The 20,676-nt window shown below is 69.7% G+C and carries 17 protein-coding genes and 1 tRNA gene; 10 read left to right on the top strand and 8 right to left on the bottom strand.

Annotated elements, in window-relative coordinates; all coding sequences use genetic code 11:
- Positions 1-192: 192 nt before the first annotated feature.
- From ACIA8R_RS15040 to ACIA8R_RS15030, 3 genes are all read left to right on the top strand, one after another.
- Positions 193-269: transfer RNA gene (locus ACIA8R_RS15040), tRNA-Ile, on the top strand.
- Positions 270-597: 328 nt separating this feature from the next.
- Positions 598-1,305: a hypothetical protein gene (locus ACIA8R_RS15035; RefSeq protein ID WP_397038747.1), complete on the top strand. Its 708-nt coding sequence runs from the start codon at positions 598-600 to the stop codon at positions 1,303-1,305.
- A 557-nt stretch (positions 1,306-1,862) separates the two neighbouring features.
- Entirely contained in the window at positions 1,863-2,129 is a 267-nt protein-coding gene (locus tag ACIA8R_RS15030; RefSeq protein ID WP_357703728.1) for a MerR family transcriptional regulator, read from the top strand.
- On the opposite strand, the gene ACIA8R_RS15025 is transcribed toward ACIA8R_RS15030, so the two are convergent.
- A complete protein-coding gene (locus ACIA8R_RS15025) occupies positions 2,089-2,691 on the bottom strand; it encodes a transposase (protein ID WP_397038745.1) in 603 nt (200 codons plus the stop codon). The two genes, ACIA8R_RS15030 and ACIA8R_RS15025, sit on opposite strands and share 41 nt — an antisense overlap.
- Before the next feature lie 369 nt (positions 2,692-3,060).
- Between ACIA8R_RS15025 and ACIA8R_RS15020 the strand changes: the two genes are divergently transcribed.
- Positions 3,061-3,525 carry a GNAT family N-acetyltransferase gene (locus ACIA8R_RS15020; protein WP_397038743.1) on the top strand — a complete coding sequence of 155 codons (465 nt, stop codon included), beginning with the start codon at positions 3,061-3,063 and terminating at the stop codon, positions 3,523-3,525.
- A gap of 651 nt (positions 3,526-4,176) precedes the next feature.
- Here ACIA8R_RS15020 and ACIA8R_RS15015 read toward each other — a convergent pair.
- Positions 4,177-4,851 (bottom strand): helix-turn-helix domain-containing protein, encoded by a 675-nt coding sequence (locus ACIA8R_RS15015; protein ID WP_364093621.1) that lies wholly within the window; start codon positions 4,849-4,851, stop codon positions 4,177-4,179.
- 184 nt (positions 4,852-5,035) lie between these two features.
- Between ACIA8R_RS15015 and ACIA8R_RS15010 the strand changes: the two genes are divergently transcribed.
- The 6 genes from ACIA8R_RS15010 (at position 5,036) to ACIA8R_RS14985 (ending at position 12,188) form a co-directional block, all read left to right on the top strand.
- The gene (locus tag ACIA8R_RS15010) at positions 5,036-6,316 is read left to right on the top strand and encodes a serine hydrolase domain-containing protein (protein ID WP_397038741.1); all 1,281 of its coding nucleotides are present in this window, start codon (positions 5,036-5,038) and stop codon (positions 6,314-6,316) included.
- A 730-nt stretch (positions 6,317-7,046) separates the two neighbouring features.
- On the top strand, positions 7,047-7,646 hold the full coding sequence (locus ACIA8R_RS15005; protein ID WP_397038739.1) for a PadR family transcriptional regulator: 600 nt from the start codon (positions 7,047-7,049) through the stop codon (positions 7,644-7,646).
- Positions 7,647-7,788: 142 nt separating this feature from the next.
- Positions 7,789-8,667, top strand: coding sequence for an alpha/beta fold hydrolase (locus tag ACIA8R_RS15000; protein ID WP_397038737.1), 879 nt, complete (start codon positions 7,789-7,791; stop codon positions 8,665-8,667).
- Between the two features lie 116 nt (positions 8,668-8,783).
- Entirely contained in the window at positions 8,784-9,818 is a 1,035-nt protein-coding gene (locus ACIA8R_RS14995) for an ATP-binding cassette domain-containing protein (protein WP_397038735.1), read from the top strand.
- A complete protein-coding gene (locus ACIA8R_RS14990; RefSeq protein ID WP_397038733.1) occupies positions 9,815-11,380 on the top strand; it encodes a hypothetical protein in 1,566 nt (521 codons plus the stop codon). Before ACIA8R_RS14995 ends, ACIA8R_RS14990 begins: the two co-directional genes overlap by 4 nt.
- A 43-nt stretch (positions 11,381-11,423) precedes the next feature.
- On the top strand, positions 11,424-12,188 hold the full coding sequence (locus ACIA8R_RS14985; RefSeq protein ID WP_397038731.1) for an ABC transporter permease: 765 nt from the start codon (positions 11,424-11,426) through the stop codon (positions 12,186-12,188).
- 63 nt (positions 12,189-12,251) lie between these two features.
- On the opposite strand, the gene ACIA8R_RS14980 is transcribed toward ACIA8R_RS14985, so the two are convergent.
- The 6 genes from ACIA8R_RS14980 to ACIA8R_RS14955 form a co-directional block, all read right to left on the bottom strand.
- Positions 12,252-13,505, bottom strand: coding sequence for a hypothetical protein (locus tag ACIA8R_RS14980; RefSeq protein ID WP_364093608.1), 1,254 nt, complete (start codon positions 13,503-13,505; stop codon positions 12,252-12,254).
- Positions 13,506-13,682: 177 nt separating this feature from the next.
- Positions 13,683-17,000 carry a GH116 family glycosyl-hydrolase gene (locus ACIA8R_RS14975; protein WP_397038729.1) on the bottom strand — a complete coding sequence of 1,106 codons (3,318 nt, stop codon included), beginning with the start codon at positions 16,998-17,000 and terminating at the stop codon, positions 13,683-13,685.
- 30 nt (positions 17,001-17,030) lie between these two features.
- A complete protein-coding gene (locus tag ACIA8R_RS14970) occupies positions 17,031-18,002 on the bottom strand; it encodes an ABC transporter substrate-binding protein (protein ID WP_364093602.1) in 972 nt (323 codons plus the stop codon).
- 53 nt (positions 18,003-18,055) lie between these two features.
- Positions 18,056-19,069 (bottom strand): ABC transporter permease, encoded by a 1,014-nt coding sequence (locus ACIA8R_RS14965; RefSeq protein WP_397038726.1) that lies wholly within the window; start codon positions 19,067-19,069, stop codon positions 18,056-18,058.
- Positions 19,066-19,842, bottom strand: a complete 777-nt coding sequence (locus ACIA8R_RS14960) for an ATP-binding cassette domain-containing protein (RefSeq protein ID WP_364093596.1) — start codon at positions 19,840-19,842, stop codon at positions 19,066-19,068. The genes ACIA8R_RS14965 and ACIA8R_RS14960 overlap by 4 nt, the downstream gene beginning before the upstream one ends.
- Positions 19,843-19,955: 113 nt before the next feature.
- Positions 19,956-20,621: an FCD domain-containing protein gene (locus ACIA8R_RS14955; protein ID WP_364093593.1), complete on the bottom strand. Its 666-nt coding sequence runs from the start codon at positions 20,619-20,621 to the stop codon at positions 19,956-19,958.
- Between the last annotated feature and the right edge of the window lie 55 nt (positions 20,622-20,676).

Here is a 20,676-nt window from a genome sequence, read left to right as displayed (position 1 = left end):
GCAAACACGACCCGTAACCGAGACCCGAATATGATCGACACGACTCCACCAACCTTGCCGGGCATGGAATGATGTCCGCGGGACACTGTCCCCGTCCGGCCGTGCGACACCCGGATCCGATGCTCTAGCCTTGACATGCGCGAGCCTCACCAAGATCCACCCGCCGCACACCGCACGCCACAACTGAATCCAGGGGCGGTAGCTCAGCCGGTCAGAGCATCGGACTCATAATCCGTGGGTCGTGGGTTCAAGTCCCACCCGCCCTACCACGCCCACCTGCGGCTTCACGCGGATCCGTAGTCGCGTCAGCCGATCGTGAGTCACGGTGAGCCACATGTGAGTCACGTCGCCTCCCTAGGCTTGCCAATCTTCCGGCCAACGTAGTCCGGCCACTTCCCCGCGCCGCCAGGCCGTCTCCAACGAGCCGTCCACACCACCGGATGCGTCCGCACCGGCGCGGGCAACCGGACGCCCTGCGCCGGATCGACGGCGATCAGGTCCTCACGTACCGCGCGGTTCAGCGCCGCCCGCAACGTCGCCCGGATCCGCTCCGACGCCTTCGACAGCCTGGGCCATCACCGCCAGGCCCTGGTGGCGGTGCACGAGCAGGCCGTCGACGCGGTCGTCGACCTCAAGCGCAACGAGGCCCACGGCCAGGACTCGCTGTTCGGCGAGCCCGGCCGGAGCAGCGCGTTCTCGACCGTGATCCCGCAGGGCGAATGGGACCACGCCACCATGCTCGCCCTCGAACGCGAAATGCTCGGCCTGTACGTCAGCAGCCATCCGCTCGACGGAGCCGAACACGTCCTGGACGCCAACCGCGACACCACCATCGCCGAGCTGCAGTCCTCCGGGCGGCAGGACGCGACCGTCCGCGTCAGCGGCATCGTCTCCGGTCTGCAGCGCAAGATCACCAAGCAGGGCAGCCCCTGGGCGATCGTCACCCTCGAAGACCACGACGCCGCCGTCGAGTGCCTCATCCTTCCCAAGACCTACACCCTGTACGGCGAAGCGCTCCACCCCTTGCCCGGATCGACGAACGCCACATCAGCCGACGCCTGCGCGCGTAAGCCGCCGTGCCGTCGTCGAACACCGTCGGATGCGCCGCGCGGAGCGGCCGCTTCTTGTCCGGCCCTGGCCGCCTGTCGTGTATGGCCGGCGAGGACGACGCGTCCAATGCCGCCCAGCTGGAGACCCATCCCAGCCGCCCTCGCCGCCGGCCGGCCGGAAGGCTGCCACGCCCGGAGCCGAAAATCTGTAGTGGTGGTGGTAGACATTCGCGAGTGTGGGCATTATGGTTTCTGACATCGCAAGAAACGGATCCACCGGGCAGCGAAGTAGTTCCTTGGCATCACGACGAACTGCCCGCAGCAAGACGAAGTCAGAGGTTGACGGCAGAAGGTCGGACGTGACGGGCCAGCGCAGTGGATAGGGGCCCTGATCGTGGACGCGCTGCCGAAGGTGAAGTTGGCAAGTGATCCGGAAGAGAAGAAGAAGGGAGTGTTGACGCCATCGGGATCGCCCGTTGCCGGCTGAAGTTCCGCCGCTCGGGTACCGCAGTTCCACGGGATTGGAAGGTGGTCTACGGTCACGCATCCGCGATCCGCGCATCACCGCCGCTGTCTGCGGCGGATGCGCACAACAGTAAGCCGGCCGGATGGCCGGTAGATGGTGTTGAACTCTTTCGGGGCCCCGGCGCAACAGGCGCCGGGGCCCCTGTACGCGTGACGAGAAGGGAATATATGGATCAACGTCGCTCGGCTGCCGAGGGTGACACACTGGCTCGCGGCAGGATTACGAAAACAACGGCCGAACGCACGGCCGAAGACCGCTTCGACGATGAGGATTACCCCGCCTACAGCATGGGCGCTGCCGCCGAAATGCTCGGCGTCACTCCCACGTTCCTGCGGGCCTTGGGCGCCGCCCACCTGATCGAGCCGAAACGCTCCGGCGGCGGCCACCGCCGCTACTCCCGTTACCAACTGCGCCTGGCCACGCGTGCCCGAGAGCTCGTCGATCAGGGCACTCCCGTGGAAGCAGCCTGCCGGATCATCATCCTGGAAGACCAGCTCGCCGAGGCGCTGCGGATCAACGCCGAATACGAACGCGAGCGCGCCGCCGGAACCTAGCGGCCGACGCCGCCCCCTGCGGCCTGGTCTCCGACTGCGCCGACCAGGCCAACTGCCGGTCGGCGACGAGCGTCGGATGCCGATGCTCGGCCAGTACCCGGGGAGCGGTGGCCCGCATGCCCAACAGCACCTCGCGCTCATCGGCCTTGGCACCGCTCAGCGCGAACAGCACCGGCAACCCGCCCAGGGTGCACACCAGGTGCAGGCGCAGCCCCCAGAAGTAGCGGGAATGGGAGGCACAGTAGCCGTGCTCGGCCCACCCGGCCAGGGCGCTGCGCCGCGCGGTCTCCGCCGAGCGGCCACACTCCACCGGAGTGGAGTCGGCCACCCCCACCTCATCACTCCACAGCGAGGTGTCGCAGGCCAGGAACCGGATCACCGCCGCTACCAGGGGGATCGACGTGCGCAGCCGCTTGCCGTAACCCGACTGCTGCGGCAGGCAGGGGAACATGCCACGCAGTTCGGCGTGCGCGTACCGCAGCCGGCGGCGCTCACAGTGGTAGCCCAGCAAGGCCGACAGCACCGCCAATGTCACCAGCTCGGCGTCACTCAACCTCGGCACGATGCCCACCCGGGGGCGCCACGAGGCCAGTTCCGGCGCACTCTTCAGCAGATCGTCGACCCTCACATGGAGTGCGGTTGCGAGGGTGTCCAGCCCGGACATGCGGCGACGGGGCCCGGTTTGCGCTGCTGGCGAGGGCATGGAACATGCCGTCCTGGCCGTCGGATCAGCGATCACGCTGTGGTGGGGGCCGGGGATGTCTTGGATGTGCACAGTGGGCCGGCGGTGAAGGCCTCGCAGCGCGAACACCGACAGTACGCCCCAGTACACCCGTTGGCGGGGCCGGCGCTGTAGACCATCGCCACGGTGGCGGCGCCGTATGCATCCCTGCACCAGGAGGGATCTTGTCAGTAGAGGAAGATCGCTCCTGTGAACACCGACAACTTCCGTGCGCTGTCTGTTCGAGCCGGCGGAGCGGTCGATGCCGAGGCCCTCGTCATCCTTGATTCGGTCGCGAGATCCGATGAAGGCGAGCGGCGCGGCAGCATCGAACGTTGGTGTCGCGACGGGTCCGTCCTTGTGGCCGGCACTCCGGCCGGCCTGGTCGGCTACTGCGTCGTCGAGTACACCTTCTTCGAGCAGGGTTTCGTGACGATGCTTATGGTGGCTGAGCCCGCCCGGGGGCATGGCGCCGGCGAGAGGCTACTGCGCGCCGCAGCAGCTTCATGCCGGACCGCGAAGCTGTTCACCTCAACGAACCTGTCCAACCATCCCATGCAGAGGCTGCTCCAGCGGGTCGGCTGGCGGCCGGTAGGGATGGTGCACGGCCTCGATGAAGGTGATCCTGAGGTCTTCTACCTCCGTACGCTTCCGAGCACCGAAAGTGCGGAGTAATTCCGACAGTGCACGGATGTCCTGGGCGTTGGCGGGCGCACACCTTGGAGCGGGGCGTCCTGACGGCCCCGGATGAGAGATGGGACGTGGCGGTACGCCCCCTGACCTGCTTGCCCACTGTCATTGATCAACGCGCCAACCTTGTACGGCGACCAGGATCCGGTCTATCCGCTCGGCCATGGCGAGACCCTGGCTGCCGCGATTCCAGGAGCGGTACTGCACGTCGTGCCAGGATGGGGCATGTCCTGACTTCACCCGGCCTGCCCGGGGAGGTCGCCGACCTGATCCGACTGTGATCGCCTTGCGGAGGCGGGCTGTACCTATGGGCAGGGGTGCGGTGAGCCGTCTTTCGATGGTGGCGACCCTGAGGACCGAGTGGCGTCAGTACCGGGCCCCCTCCACCGTCACATCCTCGACGTGCTTGAGCTTCGCCCAGCCGGTCAGACACGCGATCTCTGTCGCACTCGATACCACCGACGACGTCCGGCCAGGCGGTAGTACGGGCCCGCGCTGGACGCCGCCTGACGGATCCGGGCGCGGTGGATTCTGGATGCAGACGACGACCTTCCATGGCCGTGTCCGGCGCCTTGATCCAAGAGGGTGTCGCCGAACTTTGATCTTGCTCTCGCCAGGTGGTTCGGCTGAGACCCGTCACGTCAGGAGGTGGCGCCAGCGGCCGGCTGACTCCATGATGTCCAGGCTGACGTGTTCCAGGTACGCCGCCGTCTTGGCCAGCCGTCGCCCCACGGGGCTGTCGAGCCCGTACGTCTCCGCCGCCGCCGTCGCGGCCCGCACTGTCTCGAGCGTCCGCCGCTCGCTGATCATGATCGCGTGGTACCAGGCCTCGTCGTCGATCACGTAGATGTCGCGACGCCGCCGCGGATCGCGCTCGCGACGGACGAATCCCTGCTGGGCCAGGAAGTTCACGGCCACGGAGACGGAGGCCGGGCTGACCTTCAGTCGGTGGGCCAGTTCGGCGGCGGTGCGCCTGCCGTCCTCGGCCAGCATCAGGTCGTGGTGCACGCGCGCGGCCGTCCTCGGCATCCCCGCTCTGACCACCATTTCGATGATCTCCTGTTCCATCGTGGCGACCGGCGGTGTGGCCTCGAGCGGAGGGGCCGGTGTGCCGCGCCGGGCCCGCTGGATCGTCGCTTGGTGTGCCTGCTGGGGCCGATAGCCGGCGGGGCCGCCGTTGCGTGCGAGCTCCCGGGTGATCGTCGAGGTCGGCCGGTCGAGCCGCCTGGCGATCTCGCGGTAGGAGAGTCCGTCAGCGAGTCCGGCCGCGATGCGCTGGCGGTCCTGCTGGGTCAATCGTCGTCCTGGCATGCCGCCAGTGTTGCCTTAGCCGCCATTCATTGCAACATGGTGTTGCTTTCGAGCGCAGGGTCATTGCGTCGATTTTGTGGCCATTCACCTGGGAAAACGTTGTTCCTCGGATTGACCCATCTCTGAATGCAACGTAGCTTTCAAGCTGCGCAAGACACGTACTATCGCGAAGCGAGGAGTGGTCATGGATCAATCTCTCCATACCGTCAAGAGCACCAGGGTGCGGAGGCCGCGGGTCTCCCCGCGAGTGGCGGTCACGGCGCTGGCGGCCGCGCTGCTGGCCGGGGCGGCCGCCCCGGCCGTGGCCGCCGCGGACAGCAAGGCCGTGCCGAAGGCCGCTGCCGGACAAGACCGCCCGGAACTGCAGAAGGCCATCCAGGCGTTCGTCGATGCCGGCTTCCTCGGGATGCAGGCGCGCGTGAACGATGAGCGGGGCGAGTGGGTCGGCAGCGCCGGGCAGCGCAAGCTGGGTGCGAGCGCCAAGCCGCCGACGAACGGGCACTTCCGGATCGGCAGCGCCACCAAGCCCTTCATCGCGACCGTGGTACTGCAACTGGTGGCCGACGGCAAGATCGGACTGGATGCGCCGGTGGCGGACTACCTGCCCGAGTTCGAGCTGGACCGGCGGATCACGGTGCGGATGCTGCTGCAGCACACCAGCGGGTTGTACGCCTACACCGGCGAGTTCCGCCCTGACGGTTCGGTCGAGCCGGGGATCCCCGCGGCGGGCAAGGAGTGGGTGGACAACCGGTTCAAGACCTACCAGCCGGAGGAGCTGGTGCGCTTCGCGATGTCCAGGCCGGCGCGGTTCGACCCGGGAAAGGGCTGGAGCTACTCCAACACCAACTACACACTGGCCCAGCTGCTGATCGAGAAGGTCACCGGCCACTCGATCGCCGAGGAGATGAAGCGACGGATCCTGCGGCCGCTCAAGCTGCGAGGCACCGTGGTGCCGGGCACCACGGATCTCCCCGCCCCGCACGCCCACGGCTACTACCGCTACCAGGACGAGGGCGGCCAGTGGAAGGTGGTCGACGTCACCCGCCAGAACCCCTCCCTGCAGGCCGGCAACGGTGACATGATCTCGACCACCAAGGATCTCCGCACGTTCTTCTCCGCGCTGAACGGCGGCAAGCTCCTGCCGGCCCGGCTGCTGGCCGAGATGCGCGAGCCGCACCCGAAGAGCGCCGGCATCTTCGGCAGTTACGGCCTCGGGATGTACGTGCAGGACCTGGGTCCGGGCTGCGGCATCGTCCTCAACCACAACGGCAGCGCCACGGGGGGCTACTCGACGGCGATGCTCAGCACGCCCGATGGAAAGAAGACCTTGACCGCTTCGATCACCTTCGGGGACGTCGCACCCGACCTGGCACAGGCGTTCTCGAAGGCGCTGCCGAACCTTCTCAGGCAAGTGTTCTGCGGCGGGCAGGCCGGGTTGGCCGACGAGGTCACACCGGCTCCGTAGACGGGGCCGAGCACCCTGGACCCGTACACCTCGAAGGCGGGACCCGTTTCGGGAGGCAGAGAGATTGGTAACGGAATCCGGCGTTCGCGGCGTTCCCGCTGGTCAGCGAGCCGAGCGTCTCCCTGTCGCCGAACGCGGCTCACGCCGGATTCCGTTCGGTTGCACAGCGCGACATCGATCTCCCTACAGTCACGTCAGATGGCGCTGATCCGCTGGAGGTTCGGCCGAGGCCGAGCTGGCGGGCAAGGTGCGGGCATGCTGCTGCTTCACGATCTCGCGTGCCGGCGCAGGATGGTGTCCGGGCGGACGACAAGCCGCAGCCGACGCAGGACCGCTCGGGGCGGTGAGGTCAGGAGCGCGGCCAACGATCACATATCGGCAGTAGCCGCAGTGCGGCGAACGCGTTCGTGACGGTGAAACACGCCGGGCGAAGAAGCACGAACGATCATCATGCCGCTCGGAGTTTCCTGCCTGGACGGGTGGAGACCGCCTCTGCCAGTCCGGGCTTCGCAAGGCCATGACCTGGCCGGACAGGATTGTCGGCAGGCGCAGAACCGCCTGTGGCGCTTCAGGGCGACCCGCCCCCCGGTCCCCCGCCGCTACCGGCCGCTCACCGACCTTCGATGAACGCACGGCTACGGCCGCGCCTTGCGGATGCCTCTTGCGGCTCGATGCTCGCATACGTATATTCGTCTACGAGTAATCGTGTGCGAGTGAGGAGGTGATGAGGATGGCCGAGCGGCGACCGGTGAGGAATCTGCTGGCGCTGGCCGTGCTCACCATCGCCGTCCAGCGGCCCATGCATCCCTACGAGATGGCCTCCGTACTGCGGGCCCGGGGCAAGGACCAGGACATGCCCATCAAGTGGGGCTCGCTCTACACCGTCGTACGGAACCTCGCCAAACACGGACTGCTGGAAGCGGTGGAGAGCGGCCGGCAGGGCGGCCGCCCCGAACGGACCGTCTACCGCGTCACCGAAGCCGGACGCCGCGAGGCCGAGGACTGGACCCGCGAACTGCTGTCCACCCCCCGACGGGAGCCGTCGTCGTTCGAGGCCGGGCTGTCGGTGATGGGCGGCCTCCGTCCCGACGAGGTCGCAACGCTGCTACGGCGGCGGTCGCGGCTGCTTGCGGAACGCATCGAGGACGCCCGCCGGACCCTGGCGGAGGATCGGGGCGAAGTGCCCAGGCTCTTCCTCATCGAGTCGGAGTACGCGCTGGCGATGCTGGAGGCACAGGCCGCCTGGGTGCGCTCGCTGTTGACGGAACTGTCCGAGGGCACGTTCCCCGACCTGGACGCCTGGCGCGCCTTCCACACGACCGAAGAGTGAAAGATCCCGGCGGCGGTGCTGCAACACCACCGCCGGGAGACCTCGGGAACCGAAGAAACCGCGAAGCGGAGCCCCGGCCACGAGATACCACGAACAACGATAGCCGGGCTCCCTTCCCGTACCGCAACGAAGGGAAGCCATCATGACCACGACCACCATCGGCTCGGTGACGTCGGCCGACGGCACCACGATCGGCTACCGCGAGATCGGGCACGGCCCCGGCCTGGTGATCCTGCACGGCGCCATGCAGACGGGAGACAGCCAGCTCGAACTGGCCGAGGCCCTGTCCCAGGACTTCACCTGCTACCTGCCCGACCGTCGCGGCCGCGGCCGCAGCGGTCCCGTCGGCCCCGGCTACGGCCTGCACCGGGAGGTGGAGGACCTGGAGGCGCTGATCGACGCCACCGGCGCACGCCACGTCGCGGGCGTGAGCTCAGGCGCGATCATCACGTTGCGCACCCTGCTCGTCCGCCCCGATCTGGACAGCGCCGTCGTCTTCGAGCCGCCGCTCTTGACCGACGGGTCGGCCCCGGCCGCCTGCCTGCCCCGCCTCGACCGGGAGATCGCCGAAGGCCGGACCGCGGCGGCGCTCGTCACCGGCATGAAGGCCGCCCGGCTCGGGCCGCCGATCTTCCAGGTCCTGCCGCGCCGGGTGCTCGAACTGCTGACCGGCCTGATGCTGAAGGGCGAGGGCAAGGACGCCGTGCCCGGCGGGCCACCGACGTTCGAACAGCTCGCTCCGACACTGCGCCAGGACATCCGGCTGGCCGCGGACGCGTCGGGCGACCTGACCGAGTATGGGACGGTACGGCCCGAGGTGCTCCTGCTCGGCGGCAGCAAGAGTCCCGCCTACCTGCGTGCCGCCCTGGAGCGGCTGGAACGGGTCCTGCCGCACGCCCGGCGCACGCTCCTGGAAGGGCTCGACCACAGCGCCACCGCGAACGCCGCCCAGCGCGGTCGCCCCGAGCGCGTGGCCGCGGTGATCCGCCACTTCCTCGGCCCCGGACGCGACGGTTCATGAACCACTGCCCGCACCCCACCACCTGAGACCGTCCGGCCCGGCCACCCAGCGGCGGTTGGGATGTCGACCGGTGATCGTTAACGTCGGCAGGGGCGTGGCGACGTCCAGCCAAGGCTGTGCTGTCAGAACTCCCAGGTTTTCCGCCGCGTAGTTCAGGGAAGCGGGGAAGGACATGCGCTTTCTGGAACGGGAACGCGCCACCATGGCGAAGCTGCTGCCGGAGCTGGACGAGAGCCTGCGGGCGGTACCCCTCATGGAGCCGGCAGGCCCGAACAGCCCCGGCATCGAGCTCTTCCGCGACCCTGACGGCCCCGGGCTGCTGGCGCCGACCGCCCTCCAAGGACGGGGAGCCACCGCCCTGGACGCCCTGCGGGTACAGCGCGCACTGGGCAGCAGAGCACCAGGAGGGCCACGCGCTGATCGGCGGACGGCCGTACACCAGCCTGCGCGACCCGCTCACCCACGTCGGCGCGCTGCTGGACGCCGGGGCGCTGCAGCCGAGCCGCACCGCGCGCAACCACCTGCTGTGGCTGGCCCACTCCCAGGGCCTGGACGGCAGGCGGGTCGACGAGGTGCTCCAGCAGGTGGGGATGCACTCCGCCGCCCGGCGCAAGGCGGGCGGCTTCTCGCTGGGCATGCGCCAACGGCTCGGCATCGCGACCGCGCTGCTCGGGGATCCGCCGGTGCTCATGCTGGACGAGCCGGTCAACGGCCTTGACCCCGAGGGCATCGTGTGGATGCGCGGCTTCCTGCGGTCGCTGGCCGGCGAAGGGAGGGCCGTGCTGGTGTCCAGCCATCTGATGAGCGAACTGGAGGACACCGCCGACCATCTCGTGGTGGTGGGCAGGGGCCGCGTCATCGCCGACACCAGCGTGGCCGATCTCATCACGACCGCCTCCCGCGGCCGGGTCACGCTGCGGACGGCGGCGCCCTCGGCGGCGATGTCGGTGCTGGGCCAGGCCGGCGCCACGACGGCCGTCACCGATCGCGACACCATCGTCGTCTCAGGGCTGCCGTCGGAGCACGTCGTGGCCGTGCTCAACGCCAACGCGGTGCCGTTCTCCGAGGTGGCGACGCGTCGGGTGACGCTGGAGCAGGCGTACATGGACCTCACCGCCGATGCGGTCGAGTACCGGGGAACGGCACGATGAGCGCCCTTTCACACCGCTCGGAACCGCAGACCGGGCGCGGGAGGTTCGGGCGGTTGCTGCGCGCCGAGTGGACCAAGTTCAGGACGGTGCGCGGCTGGGTGGTCACCTTGACGGCGGCGGCGCTGGTCACCGTGCTGCTCGGGTTGCTGTCGGCGTCCAGCAACCACGCCTCGTGCAGCGCCGGTCCGGTCGAGGTCGCCTGTCCACCGCCTCTGACGGGGCCGGACGGCGAAGCGGTGGACGACAAGTTCTCCTTCGTGCATCGGCCGCTGGCCGGGGACGGCGGCATCACCGTCCGCCTCACCTCCATGACCGGCAGGATCCGTAAGCCCGACGTCACCCCAGGGGCGCGCAACGAGGTTGCCGGGCTCGTGCCGTGGGCGAAGGCCGGAGTCATGATCAAGGAGAGCACCAAGCAGGGCTCCGCCTACGCGGCGGTGATGATGACCGGCGCGCACGGGGTGCGGATGCAGCACAACTTCACCCATGACACGGCCGGCCGGCCGGGCGGCGTCTCCCGGCAGTCGCCGCGCTGGCTGCGGCTGACCCGCGCCGGCGACACCCTCACCGGGTACGAGTCCGCCGACGGCACGCACTGGACCGAGATCGGCACCGCAGCCCTGGCCGGGCTACCGGCGACCGTCCAGGTCGGGTTGTTCGCGACCTCCCCCGGGGATCTGACGGTCACGCAGGGGGATCTCGGCGGGTCCGTCGCGGCGGCCCGCTTCACCGAAGCCACCGGCGAGTTCGACCAGGTCACGCTGCAGGGCAGCACGCCTGGCGCGTGGCGCAACGACGACATCGGCGTCACCATCGGTCCCGATGGTGCCGAGCACCACCCGGGCCGCGCCGGCTGGTCCGGCGGCGCCTTCTCCGTCACCGGCGTCGGCGACATCGCGCCGGCCATCGAGGGCCCGACCCTCGAACGTCCCCTCAGCAGCGCGCTGACCGGCCTGATCCTGGTGATCGTGGTGGCGGTCATGTTCGTCACCGCCGAGTACCGGCACGGCCTGATCCGCCTCACCCTGCTGGCCGGCCCGCGCCGCGGCCGGACGCTGGCGGCCAAGGCGCTGGCACTCGGCCTGGTCACCTTCGCGGCCGCCCTGCCCGCCACGGCGATCACCTTCACGGTCGGCGGGCGGATCCTGCGCGACAACGGCAACGCCGTCCTCCCGGTGTCCGGGCTCACCCAGGTGCGCATCGTGGTCGGCATGGCGGCGCTGTTCGCGCTGGCCGCCGTGCTCGCCCTCGCCCTCGGCGCGCTCCTGCGGCGCAGTGTCGCGGCGGTCATCACCGCCATCGCGGTGATCGTGGTCCCGCATGTCCTCGCCACCACCTCGGTCCTGCCGGACAGCGCGGCGCAATGGCTGCTGCGCGTCACCCCGGCGGCCGGCTTCGCCACGCAGCAGAGCATCCCGCAGTACGCGCACGTGCTCGGCCACTACGCGCCCATCGCCGGGTTCTACCCGCTGCCGCCGTGGGCCGGTCTGGCCGTGCTGGCCGGTTATACCGCGCTCGCCCTCGGATCGGCCGTCCTTCGACTCCGCAGGAGGGACGCATGAGACATCCCCATGGGGACCTCCTCCGATGTCGCGGGAGGAGTGCGTGAGAGAGCACCTGCATGCGGAGTGGACGAAACTCCGTACCCTGGCCGGCACCGGCCGGCTGCTGCTCGCGGTCGCGGTGCTGACCGTCGCCGTCAGCGTCGCGGCCTCCGCCGTCGTGTCCTGCGCCTCGGAGGACTGCGGCTACGACCCCGCCAAGATCGGCCTGTTCGGGGTCCAGGTGAGCCAGGCGGTCGTCGCCATCCTGGCCGTCCTGGCGATCACCGACGAATACGGCACCGGCATGATCCGCCTCACCCTGACCGCCATGCCGCGCCGGACCGGCGTCCTGGCCGCCAAGGCGATCATTCTGGCCGGCTTGACCCTGATCGCCGGGAGCGTCGCCGTGCTCGCCTCCGCGCTGGCCGCGCGGCGCATCCTGCTCGACAACGGGTTCCCCGCCGACACGCTCCTCCTCACCAGCGGTCCCATGCTGCGCGCCGCCGTCGGCTCGGTCCTCTACCTGGCGCTGATCGCCCTGTTCAGCCTGGGGGTCGCCACCGCCGTACGAGACTCCGCCACCGCCATCGGGGTCGTGCTCGGCCTGCTCTACCTCTTCCCCGCCCTCATTCTCGTGATCGCCGACGAGGACTGGCAGCGGCTCCTCTGGCAGATCTCCCCGATGAACGCCGGCCTCGCCATCCAGGCCACCACCGACCTCGCCGGCCTCCCGCTCAGCCCCTGGGCCGGCCTGAGCGTACTCGCCGCTTGGGCCACCGCGGCGCTCCTGGGCGGCGGGCTGCTCCTACGGATGCGCGACGCATAGCCGCCGGCCGGATCCCGGGCTTCCCGTCCGGCTCCGGGGAGCCGGACGGGAAGCGGGGAGAGGTCAGGAGATGGTGAGGGTGCCGTTCGTGTTGCGGGCGCAGGTGACGATCGTGCGGGGCGCCGCGGCCAAGGCGCCGGTCAGGCACTGGCCGAGGACCGTGTGGCCCGCGGCGTTGGGGTGCCACGACTCCTGGCAGGTCTGGAAGTAGGTGACGCAGGTGTTCGCCGCCCGCTGGATGCCGATCTTGTCCCAGCCGGACAGGCTCGTGATGAACGTGCCGGACGGCCCGTCCTGCACCCGGACCGGCGTCGCCAGCGCGCCCGCCGGGCTGTCGGGGTTCTCGCAGAGCCTGGCCCCGTCGAAGGCCTTCTGGACGTCCAGCACGCGCAGGTCGGCCGCCGGGCGTTCGGCCGCCAGCGTGGCGTACGCGTTCTTGACCAGGGAGCCGAGGTTCTGGGAGAACACGTGTCCAGGGGCGAGGCTCGCACGGTGGATCGGGCACCCGGCGGCGTAGCGCTCGGCGCCGAGGGCGCGGAACTTGTCGCGGGTGTCGGTGCGGCCGTCCTCGTCGTAGTACTGCGGGGCGACGTCGGGCGGCAGCGGGTTGGTGTAGGTCTGCAGAATCACCTGGTGGGTGCCGTCGGCGTCGATCTGGTCGAGGGTGTCGAGGATCTGGCGCAGGGCCGCGGCCGTCTCGGTGGTGGCGGCGGCGACCTCGGTGTCGGTGGCCAGGTCCGAGGCGGTGCAGGGTTTCTGCGGCACCTCGCCCTTCAGATAGGCCCAGAACTCCCACCAACCCGTCCAGGCGTCGGCGATGAAGCGGTTGGCGCACAGCGTGGCCACGTCGCCGAAGGTGAACTGGGTGTTGTTGGAGCCGAGTCCGACGAGGACGACGTCGATGTCGTGCGTCTGCGCGAGGGTGCGCAGCTGATCGAGTTGCGAGGCGACGGTGCGGCCCTCGTCCCGGGCGCTGGCGGGGTTGGCGATGTCGGCGGGCTGGGCGCCGGAGCACGCGAGGTTGAACCGTTGCTGGATGCCCGGGAGCGACGCCTTGAACACCGAGGCGTTCGCCGACCGGTGACAGAAGTAGGCGTTGCTGTTGGCCGCCGACCAGCCGGGAAAGGCCTGCGCCGTACCGGAGGCGTCGACGACGGGCTGGTAGTCCCCCGCGCCCTCCCCGCTGATGAAGCTGTCGCCGAGCGCTACGGCGGTGGTGGGCAGGGCCGCCTGCGCCGGTCCACTCTGCACGGCCTGGATGCCCGCCGCGCTCACCAGGAGCATGACAACCGCGGCGGCACGCTGGAGGAACCCCACAAGCGCCTCATTTCCTACTAAATAAGTACGAAATTCGCATATGTGGATCACAACATGCCGGACCAAGGGCGTCAACATGCCCGCCCCGGCAGGAGCATCCTCACCGCCGATCCGGGCCGCTCTCCCGGCATTTGCCATGGTGTGAGGCCCTGTGCGCGCACAGGGCCTCACCGGCGCTCATCGCACGACGTGGACCCGCAGGGTCGAACCGGCCTTGAGGGTGGCGGGCCGGGAGAGGTTCACGGTCAGGCGCTGCCCCTCGGCGGTGGCGGTGGCGGTCACGGGCCTGCCGTCGAGGTACGCCTTGACGTGCTTGGGCGTCCCGGCCGCCGCCAGCTCCAGGCCGACCGTCCGCACCGTCGCGGTGCCGTACTTCAGGGTGAGGACGTCGTTCTGGGTGACACCGGCCCGCTTCTGGGCGAACGTGCCCCAGGCGGCCCCGGTGCTGAAGAAGGAGCGGTGGTCCTCCGGCTTCCAGGTCGGGGCGAAGGTCACCTTCTGGGCGGGCCCGTCGAAGGTGAAACCCTGCATCGCGGTCAGCAACGACCAGGACGAGAGGGTCCTGCCATACCATTTGCCGCATTCGTCGTCACCGAACGGGCTGCCGGTGCCGTCACCCGTCGAGCACGGGTCCGCGCTGATGTGCTCGGTCCTGGCCCGGCCGTCGTAACGGTCGGAGACCGCCTTGACCACGCGCAGGCCCTCGTCGAGCAGGCCGCGCTGGAGCATCAGCGCCGCCGCCGAGTACTCGAATCCGGACATGACCTCGTCGAAGTAGAGCGGGCTGTTGCCCGGCTTGGGGTTCTTCGGCCAGGTCATCATCTGCAGGCCGGCGTCGGTCTCCTCCACGTACTGCCGGAACTGGTGGCTGTCGTCGTAACCGAGGAAGTGCTCCTTGAAGTTGTAGCGGAACAGGTTCCTGGCGGCCGTGGTGATGTCCGCGGACGGGTAGATGTCGCCGAGGCCGAGCTGGGTGGACCACCACTGGCCGAGCAGCATGTCGATCTCGACGCCGTCGCCGTAGGAGTGTCCCTGGGGCGAGTAGACCTCGTGGAAGTACTCGCCGTTGAAGAACCGCTCGCTCTGCTTCGTCCGGCCGGAGGCGTAGATCGCGTCGTAGCCGGCCCTGGCCGTGCCGTCGCCGGCGAGTTCGGCCATCTTGGCCGAGGCGTTGACGGCGGCCAGGTAGAGCGAGCCGAGCCAGGATCCGTCGCCGGTCTCGCCGCCGTCGAGCGTGGTGTTGTGGATGCCGGTCAGCACGCCGTCCCGGTCGGGGTCGGCCTGGGCGACCACGTACTCCATCGCCGACTTGATCTTCGGCCAGTTCGCCGTCAGCCAGGCCCGGTCCGTGGTCTGGTAGGTCCGGTACGCCGAGAGGATCACGCCGGTCTGCCCGTCGAGGGTGAAGGTGGCGTCACTGTCGAACCGCATCGGGATCCTGCCCGCCGCGTCCATGTTGTCCAGCCACTGCTGGGTCCAGCGCTGCCCGACCTCGGGCCACAGCCACGCCTGGCTCTGGGCGTAGTGGAAGACGTGGGTGGGCATGCCCGGACAGCAGCCCCAGCCTTCACGGGCGCCGAAGAAGCCGTTCTTGGCCCACCACACGGTCGGGGTGTGCAGCAGTGCGGTGGCCGAGGTGACCCGGTCGAGCAGGTACTGCGGCAGGTTCGAGTCGTAGACGGTGTCGTGGTAGAGCCTCGTCCGGCCGACCAGCCGGTCGAGATTGTCCTTCACGTAACCGGCGACGGCGTCGGCGCCGGTCCACCAGTTCTCGTACTGCCGGCCCGGGCCGCCGTTGAAGTTCTGGGCGTCGGGGAAGTGCCAGCTCAGCACGACGGGGATGGTCTTGGACGCACCGGGCTGGAGCGTCACCGTGGCCGCCAGCGCGCCGTCCACGGTGGTGTTCGCCGCCGGGCTGCCGGCGTCGGCGGGGCCGGTGAGCGTGCCGTCGTCGGTGAGGTCGTCGTGCAGGGCGTCGAGCGTGGTCCAGGCGGCGGTGCCGGTGACGCCGCCGGTCAGCGCGGCGAGGTTCATGCCGCCCGCGCCCTGCTTGCCGGTCATGCGCAGGTTCCTGCCGTCGACCACGGTGCGGTTGTCCCCGTAGCCCGCCACGACCCGGTGGTTCGCGCCGCCGATCGTGTCGTAGCCGTTGAAACCGACCGCGTTCTGCTGCGCAGCCAGCACCGACACCTCGGCGGGCCGAGTGCCCGAGTTCTTGACGGTGATGTTGTAGATCGCCGTGGGGATGGCCGAGTCCTTGACGTCGCCCGGGATCATCGGGTTGAGGACCTCGGTGGAGACCTCGACCGGCAGCGACTCGTCCTTGTACTGATAGTTCAGGATCGGATACTCGCCCTGCTGGGTGAGCGACTTCATCGGCTCGAACGCGCCCACCCCGGTCGTCTGCAGCGCCCGCACCACCGGCCGTCCGCCCGCGGCCTTGGCGCGCACCGCGAAGAAGCTGTTGGGCAGCTTGCCCTTCTGGTAGGTGTCGGACTCAAGATGCCAGCCGCCGCGGCCGAGGTTGTTGAAGATCCACCAGGTCGGCCGGGCGCCTGTGCCGTCGTGCACGATGCCGGCCGAGCCGAGCGGGCCCACGGGGAAGCGGGTGTCGGTGAGGTTCCGTCCCGCGTAGGTGACCGTCTCCCCTCGCGCCCGCAGGTCGGCGTACGGCCGGGCGTAGGCGTACACCTTGCCGGACTCGGCGCCCGACGAGAGCGAGGACACGGCGTAGTAGTAGGCCGTGTCCGGGCCGGTCGTCCCGTCGGTGAAGCTCGTACCCGAGACTTCGCCGAGCCTGGTGAAACCGGAGTCGCGCTCGGTGGAGCGGTAGACCGCGTAGACGGCTCCGCCGATGGCGGGGTCCCAGGTCAGCGTCGTCCGGCCGACCGTGCGGGCCACCCGTACCTCGCCGGGGGTGGCGGGCAGGTCGTTGCGGATGTCGTCGACCGTGATGTGGCCCCAGCCGCTGGTGGAGTCGTCCACCACCTTGATGATCGCGCGTCGGCCGATGTGCGCGGACACGTCGAGCAGGCGCCGGGCCATGACTTCGGCGCTGTTGCCCCGGGCGGCGGCGAGCTCCTGTCCGCAGCCGTCGGGCCTGGTCTCGTCGTAGGCGCAGACCGCGACGTAGGTGTTCGCGCCGCTGCCGCCGCCGACCAGCATGGAGACGACCGGCTGGGCGATGGTGAACGCCCCGGAGACGACCACGCCGCGGTAGCCGTCGTCCGGCGTCTGGGTGGGGCTCTCCAGGGTGGACAGGTGGTAGGCGCCCTCCCTGTTGTACGGCCTGCTGTCGTTGTGGTTGACGGCCCGGCCGGTGACGAGCTGACCGAAGGAGCCCGAGACGATCCGCCAGCCCGCGGGCAGCGTGCCGCTCTCGAAGTTCTCGGTGAAGGCGTCGGCGGCCTGGGCGGGGATCTCGACGACGACGGCGGGCAGGGCCAGCAGGCCGCCGACGGCCAACGTGATGAGTCGTCCGGATGGTGAGCGCATGGGTGTTCTCCTGAGGGGGTCGCCCGTCGATCAGTCGCAGGTGGTCTTGTAGATGAACTTCGCGACGTCGGGCTGGGTCATGTTGTCCTTGGTCAGCACGACGAACGGCGTGGAGATCTTGGGGGTGGTCGTCTCGCCCTTCAGCGCGGCGACGGCCTGGGTGACGGCGTCCACGCCCATCTGCAGCGGCTGCTGGACGATCAGCGACTCGACCACGCCGTTCCTGACGTCGTCCAGGATGGGGTCGGAGGTGTCGAAGCCGACGATGTGCACCGCCCCCGACTTGGACGCGTTCTGCACGCCGGTGGCGACCCCTTCGACCTCCTGCGTGCTGACCGCGAACACCCCGGCCAGGTCGGAGTTGGCGGCGAACACGGCGGCGAACTTGGACGTGGCCGTCGCCGGCTGGCTCTCGCTGTACTGCGGGCCCAGGTAGGTGATCCCCGCGTGCTTGCCGATCTCGTCCTCGAAGCCCTTCTGCCGGGCGTCGGTCGTGGAGATGCCGGGCTTGGCGCCCATCACCATGACCTTGCCCTTCTCGCCGACCTGCTTGGCGAGGGTCTGCGCGGCCAGCACGCCGCCCGCGTAGTTGTCGGAGGCGATCTGCGAGACCGCGAGGGTCGCGTCGTCGGCGACCGAGTCGGCGAAGACCAGCTTGATGCCGGCCGCCTTGGCCTTGCTCAGCGCCGGGACCATGGCCTCCCCCGCCATCGGCGAGATGACGATCGCGTCGGGCTTCTGCGCGATGACGCCGTTGAGGATCGGGGTCTGGCTCTGCGGGCTGTAGTCCTTGCCGCCCTGCGCGTCGAACTGCACGCCGAGCTCTTTCGCGCGCTCCTGCGCGCCGCAGGTCAGCGAGGTGAAGAACGGGTTCCCCGCCATCCCCTGGACATATGTGATCTTGTACGGCTCGGCGCCGCCGGCCGCCGGTCCGCCGGTGTCGGAGCAGCCGGCGACCAGGGCGAGGACCGCGGCCGACAGTGACAGGACGCTTGTGCGCATGCTGACATGACCTCTTCTCGAAAGGGGGGTGTCTCTCGTCCGGGACGAGGGGGTTACGACTTCTCGCGCGACTTGCGCTTGAGCTGGTCGATGTAGACGGCGAGGACGAGGACCACGCCGATCGCGACCTCCTGCCAGAAGGTCTGCACCTTGAGGATGACGAAGCCGTTCTGCAGCACCGCGGGGATGAAGACGCCGATCACGGTTCCGGGGATGGTGGCCACGCCCCCGAACAGGCTGGTCCCGCCGAGCACCACGGCGGCCACGGCCTGGAGGTTGTCGGTGGAGTGGCCGGCGATGTTGGCGCTGGCGAACAGCGCGAGGTCGAGGAAGCCGGCCACCCCGGCGAGCAGCCCGGCCAGGCCGTACACCTTGATCAGGTGCAGGTCGACGTTGATGCCCGACCGGCGGGCCGCCTCGGCGCCCGAGCCGACGAACAGCGTGTACCGGCCGAACTTGGTCTGGTTCAGCACCACCGCCCCGGCGACGGTCACCACGAGCGCGATCACGACCAGCCAGGGCACGACGCCGAAGAGCTTGCCGAGGCCGACCGTCTCGTACAGCGCCTTGGGCACGCCGGACAGGTCGTTGCCGCCGGTGACGAGCTGCGCGATGCCCAGGGCCGCGCCCATCGTGCCGAGCGTCGAGATCAGCGCGGGCACCTTCGCCTTGGCGACGAGCAGGCCGTTCAGCGTGCCCCAGACGACGCCGGACACCACGGCGACGGCGAACCCGGCCAGCACGACGCCGAATCCGGAGCCGCCCAGCGCGGTCATCGTCCGCAGCGACATCACCGCCGAGAAGACCAGCACCGAGCCCACCGACAGGTCGATGCCCGCGGTGGCGATCACGAACGTCATGCCGACCGACAACACCAGCAACACGGAGGTGACCGTCAGCATCGTCTGGATGTTGTAGGCGGACAGGAACGCCTCGGGCGCCGCGACCGAGAAGACCGCGATCATCGCCGCCAGCGAGGCGGACAGGTAGGTGAGCGGGGACGCGGTGAGCCTGCGGCGCAGCCCCGCCGACGGCCTGAGGGCCTCCTCGATCGATACCGACGTCATGCCGTCTCCTCCAGAGTCACGCCGTGAGTGAGCAGGCCGGTCATGGCGGCGACGAGGTCCTCGGCCTTGGCCTCACCCGTGGTGAACCGGGCGACCCTGGCGCCGAGCCTGAGCACCTCGATCCGGTCGGACACCTCAAGGACCTGCGGCATGCTGTGACTGATCAGGACCACCGCGATGCCGCGGTCGCGCACCTGGCGGATCAGGTCCAGCACGCGCCTGGTCTGGACGACGCCGAGCGCGGCCGTGGGCTCGTCCATGAAGATCACCCGTTTGGCCCAGGTGACCGCCCGGACGATCGCCACGCTCTGCCGCTGCCCGCCGGACAGGGTCGAGATCGGGCCGTCCACATCGGCCAGGCGCACGCCGAGGGAGGCCAGCTCCTTGATCGTGCTGTCGCGCATGCTCGCCTTGTCGAGGAAGCCGAGCCTGCCCAGCGGGCCGCGGCGGGTCACCTCACGGCCCATGAAGAGGTTGGCCGCCGGGCCGAGCGCGGGCGCCAGGGCGAGATCCTGGTACACGGTCTCGATCCCGGCCGTCTGGGCGTCGGTCGGCGAGGAGAAGGCGACGGGCTCTCCGTCCAGGAGGATCCGGCCGCTGTCCGGCCGTACCGCGCCTGACAGCACCTTCACCAGCGTGCTCTTGCCGGCGCCGTTGTCGCCGATGAGCGAGACGATCTCGCCCGCGTAGGCGGTGAAGTCGGCTCCTCTCAGCGCGTCGACGTGGTCGAACCGCTTGCGGATGCCGCGGGCCTCCAGCAGCGGTTCAGCCATCACGGCCTCCGAGGGACAGGGCAGGCATGACGCATCGTCCTTTCGACGGGGGGTGTTTTCGGGCAGGCTTCCGCCACGGCGTGGCAGGGAAAGGGAGGACGGAGGGAGGACGGTCAGTGAGCGGTGAGAATGGCATCCTCGATGCCGGCGATGTGCGCGGCCGCCCTGATGCGGGCACGGTAGCTGTCACCGGCGGTCAGGGCCTCGTAGATCGCCTGATGTTCGGTGAGGGTCAGGTGCAGGTCGGACTCGCCGGTCATCCCGCACCAGGCGTGGGGCCGGAGGGTCTTGCCCGACATGGTCTCGACGATGGTGGCCAGGACGGGGTTGCCCGACGCGCGGGCGATGACCCCGTGGAAGGACTGGCCGTTCTCGCGCAGTCGCGCGCGGTCGGCCGGATGGGCGGCGACGAGTTCGGTGGCCTCGGCCTGGAGCGCGGCCAGCTCGCCGAGCGCGTCCCTGTCGATGTGCAGGGCCGCCATGGCGGTGACCTCCGGCTCCAGCAGCCGGCGCACCTCCAGGAAGTGCCGGATCGTACTGTCCTGGTGCAGGTCGACGACCATGCTCATGGTGCCGAGCAGCAGCTCAGGGTCCAGGCTGGTCACGTACGTGCCGTCGCCGCGGCGGGTGTGCAGCACGCGCATCATGGTGAGCGCGCGAACCGCCTCCCGCAGCGAGTTCCTCGACAGGCCGAGCCGGGCGGCCAGCTCCTTCTCAGCCGGCAGACGGTCACCAGGCTGCAGCTCGCCGGTGATGATCATCTGACGGATCCTGTCCACGGCATCGTCCGTGAGCGTCACTGGGCTCCTCTCCTGCGCGCCTCCCATCTTGGCG

Origin of the sequence: Nonomuraea sp. NPDC051191 (genome assembly GCF_044455665.1) — a bacterium.
GTDB lineage: Bacteria > Actinomycetota > Actinomycetes > Streptosporangiales > Streptosporangiaceae > Nonomuraea.
The sequence above is the reverse complement of the archived record's forward strand: the minus strand, read 5'-3'. Positions and strand labels throughout refer to the sequence as shown.

Coding starts and splice junctions, on each gene's coding strand:
- ACIA8R_RS14975 (WP_397038729.1), bottom strand. CDS start 17,000: ATGCGCTCACCATCCGGACGACTCATCACGTTGGCCGTCGGCGGCCTG.
- ACIA8R_RS15030 (WP_357703728.1), top strand. CDS start 1,863: ATGGGCGCTGCCGCCGAAATGCTCGGCGTCACTCCCACGTTCCTGCGG.
- ACIA8R_RS14965 (WP_397038726.1), bottom strand. CDS start 19,069: ATGACGTCGGTATCGATCGAGGAGGCCCTCAGGCCGTCGGCGGGGCTG.
- ACIA8R_RS15010 (WP_397038741.1), top strand. CDS start 5,036: ATGGATCAATCTCTCCATACCGTCAAGAGCACCAGGGTGCGGAGGCCG.
- ACIA8R_RS15000 (WP_397038737.1), top strand. CDS start 7,789: ATGACCACGACCACCATCGGCTCGGTGACGTCGGCCGACGGCACCACG.
- ACIA8R_RS14990 (WP_397038733.1), top strand. CDS start 9,815: ATGAGCGCCCTTTCACACCGCTCGGAACCGCAGACCGGGCGCGGGAGG.
- ACIA8R_RS15015 (WP_364093621.1), bottom strand. CDS start 4,851: ATGCCAGGACGACGATTGACCCAGCAGGACCGCCAGCGCATCGCGGCC.
- ACIA8R_RS14960 (WP_364093596.1), bottom strand. CDS start 19,842: ATGGCTGAACCGCTGCTGGAGGCCCGCGGCATCCGCAAGCGGTTCGAC.
- ACIA8R_RS15005 (WP_397038739.1), top strand. CDS start 7,047: ATGGCCGAGCGGCGACCGGTGAGGAATCTGCTGGCGCTGGCCGTGCTC.
- ACIA8R_RS14970 (WP_364093602.1), bottom strand. CDS start 18,002: ATGCGCACAAGCGTCCTGTCACTGTCGGCCGCGGTCCTCGCCCTGGTC.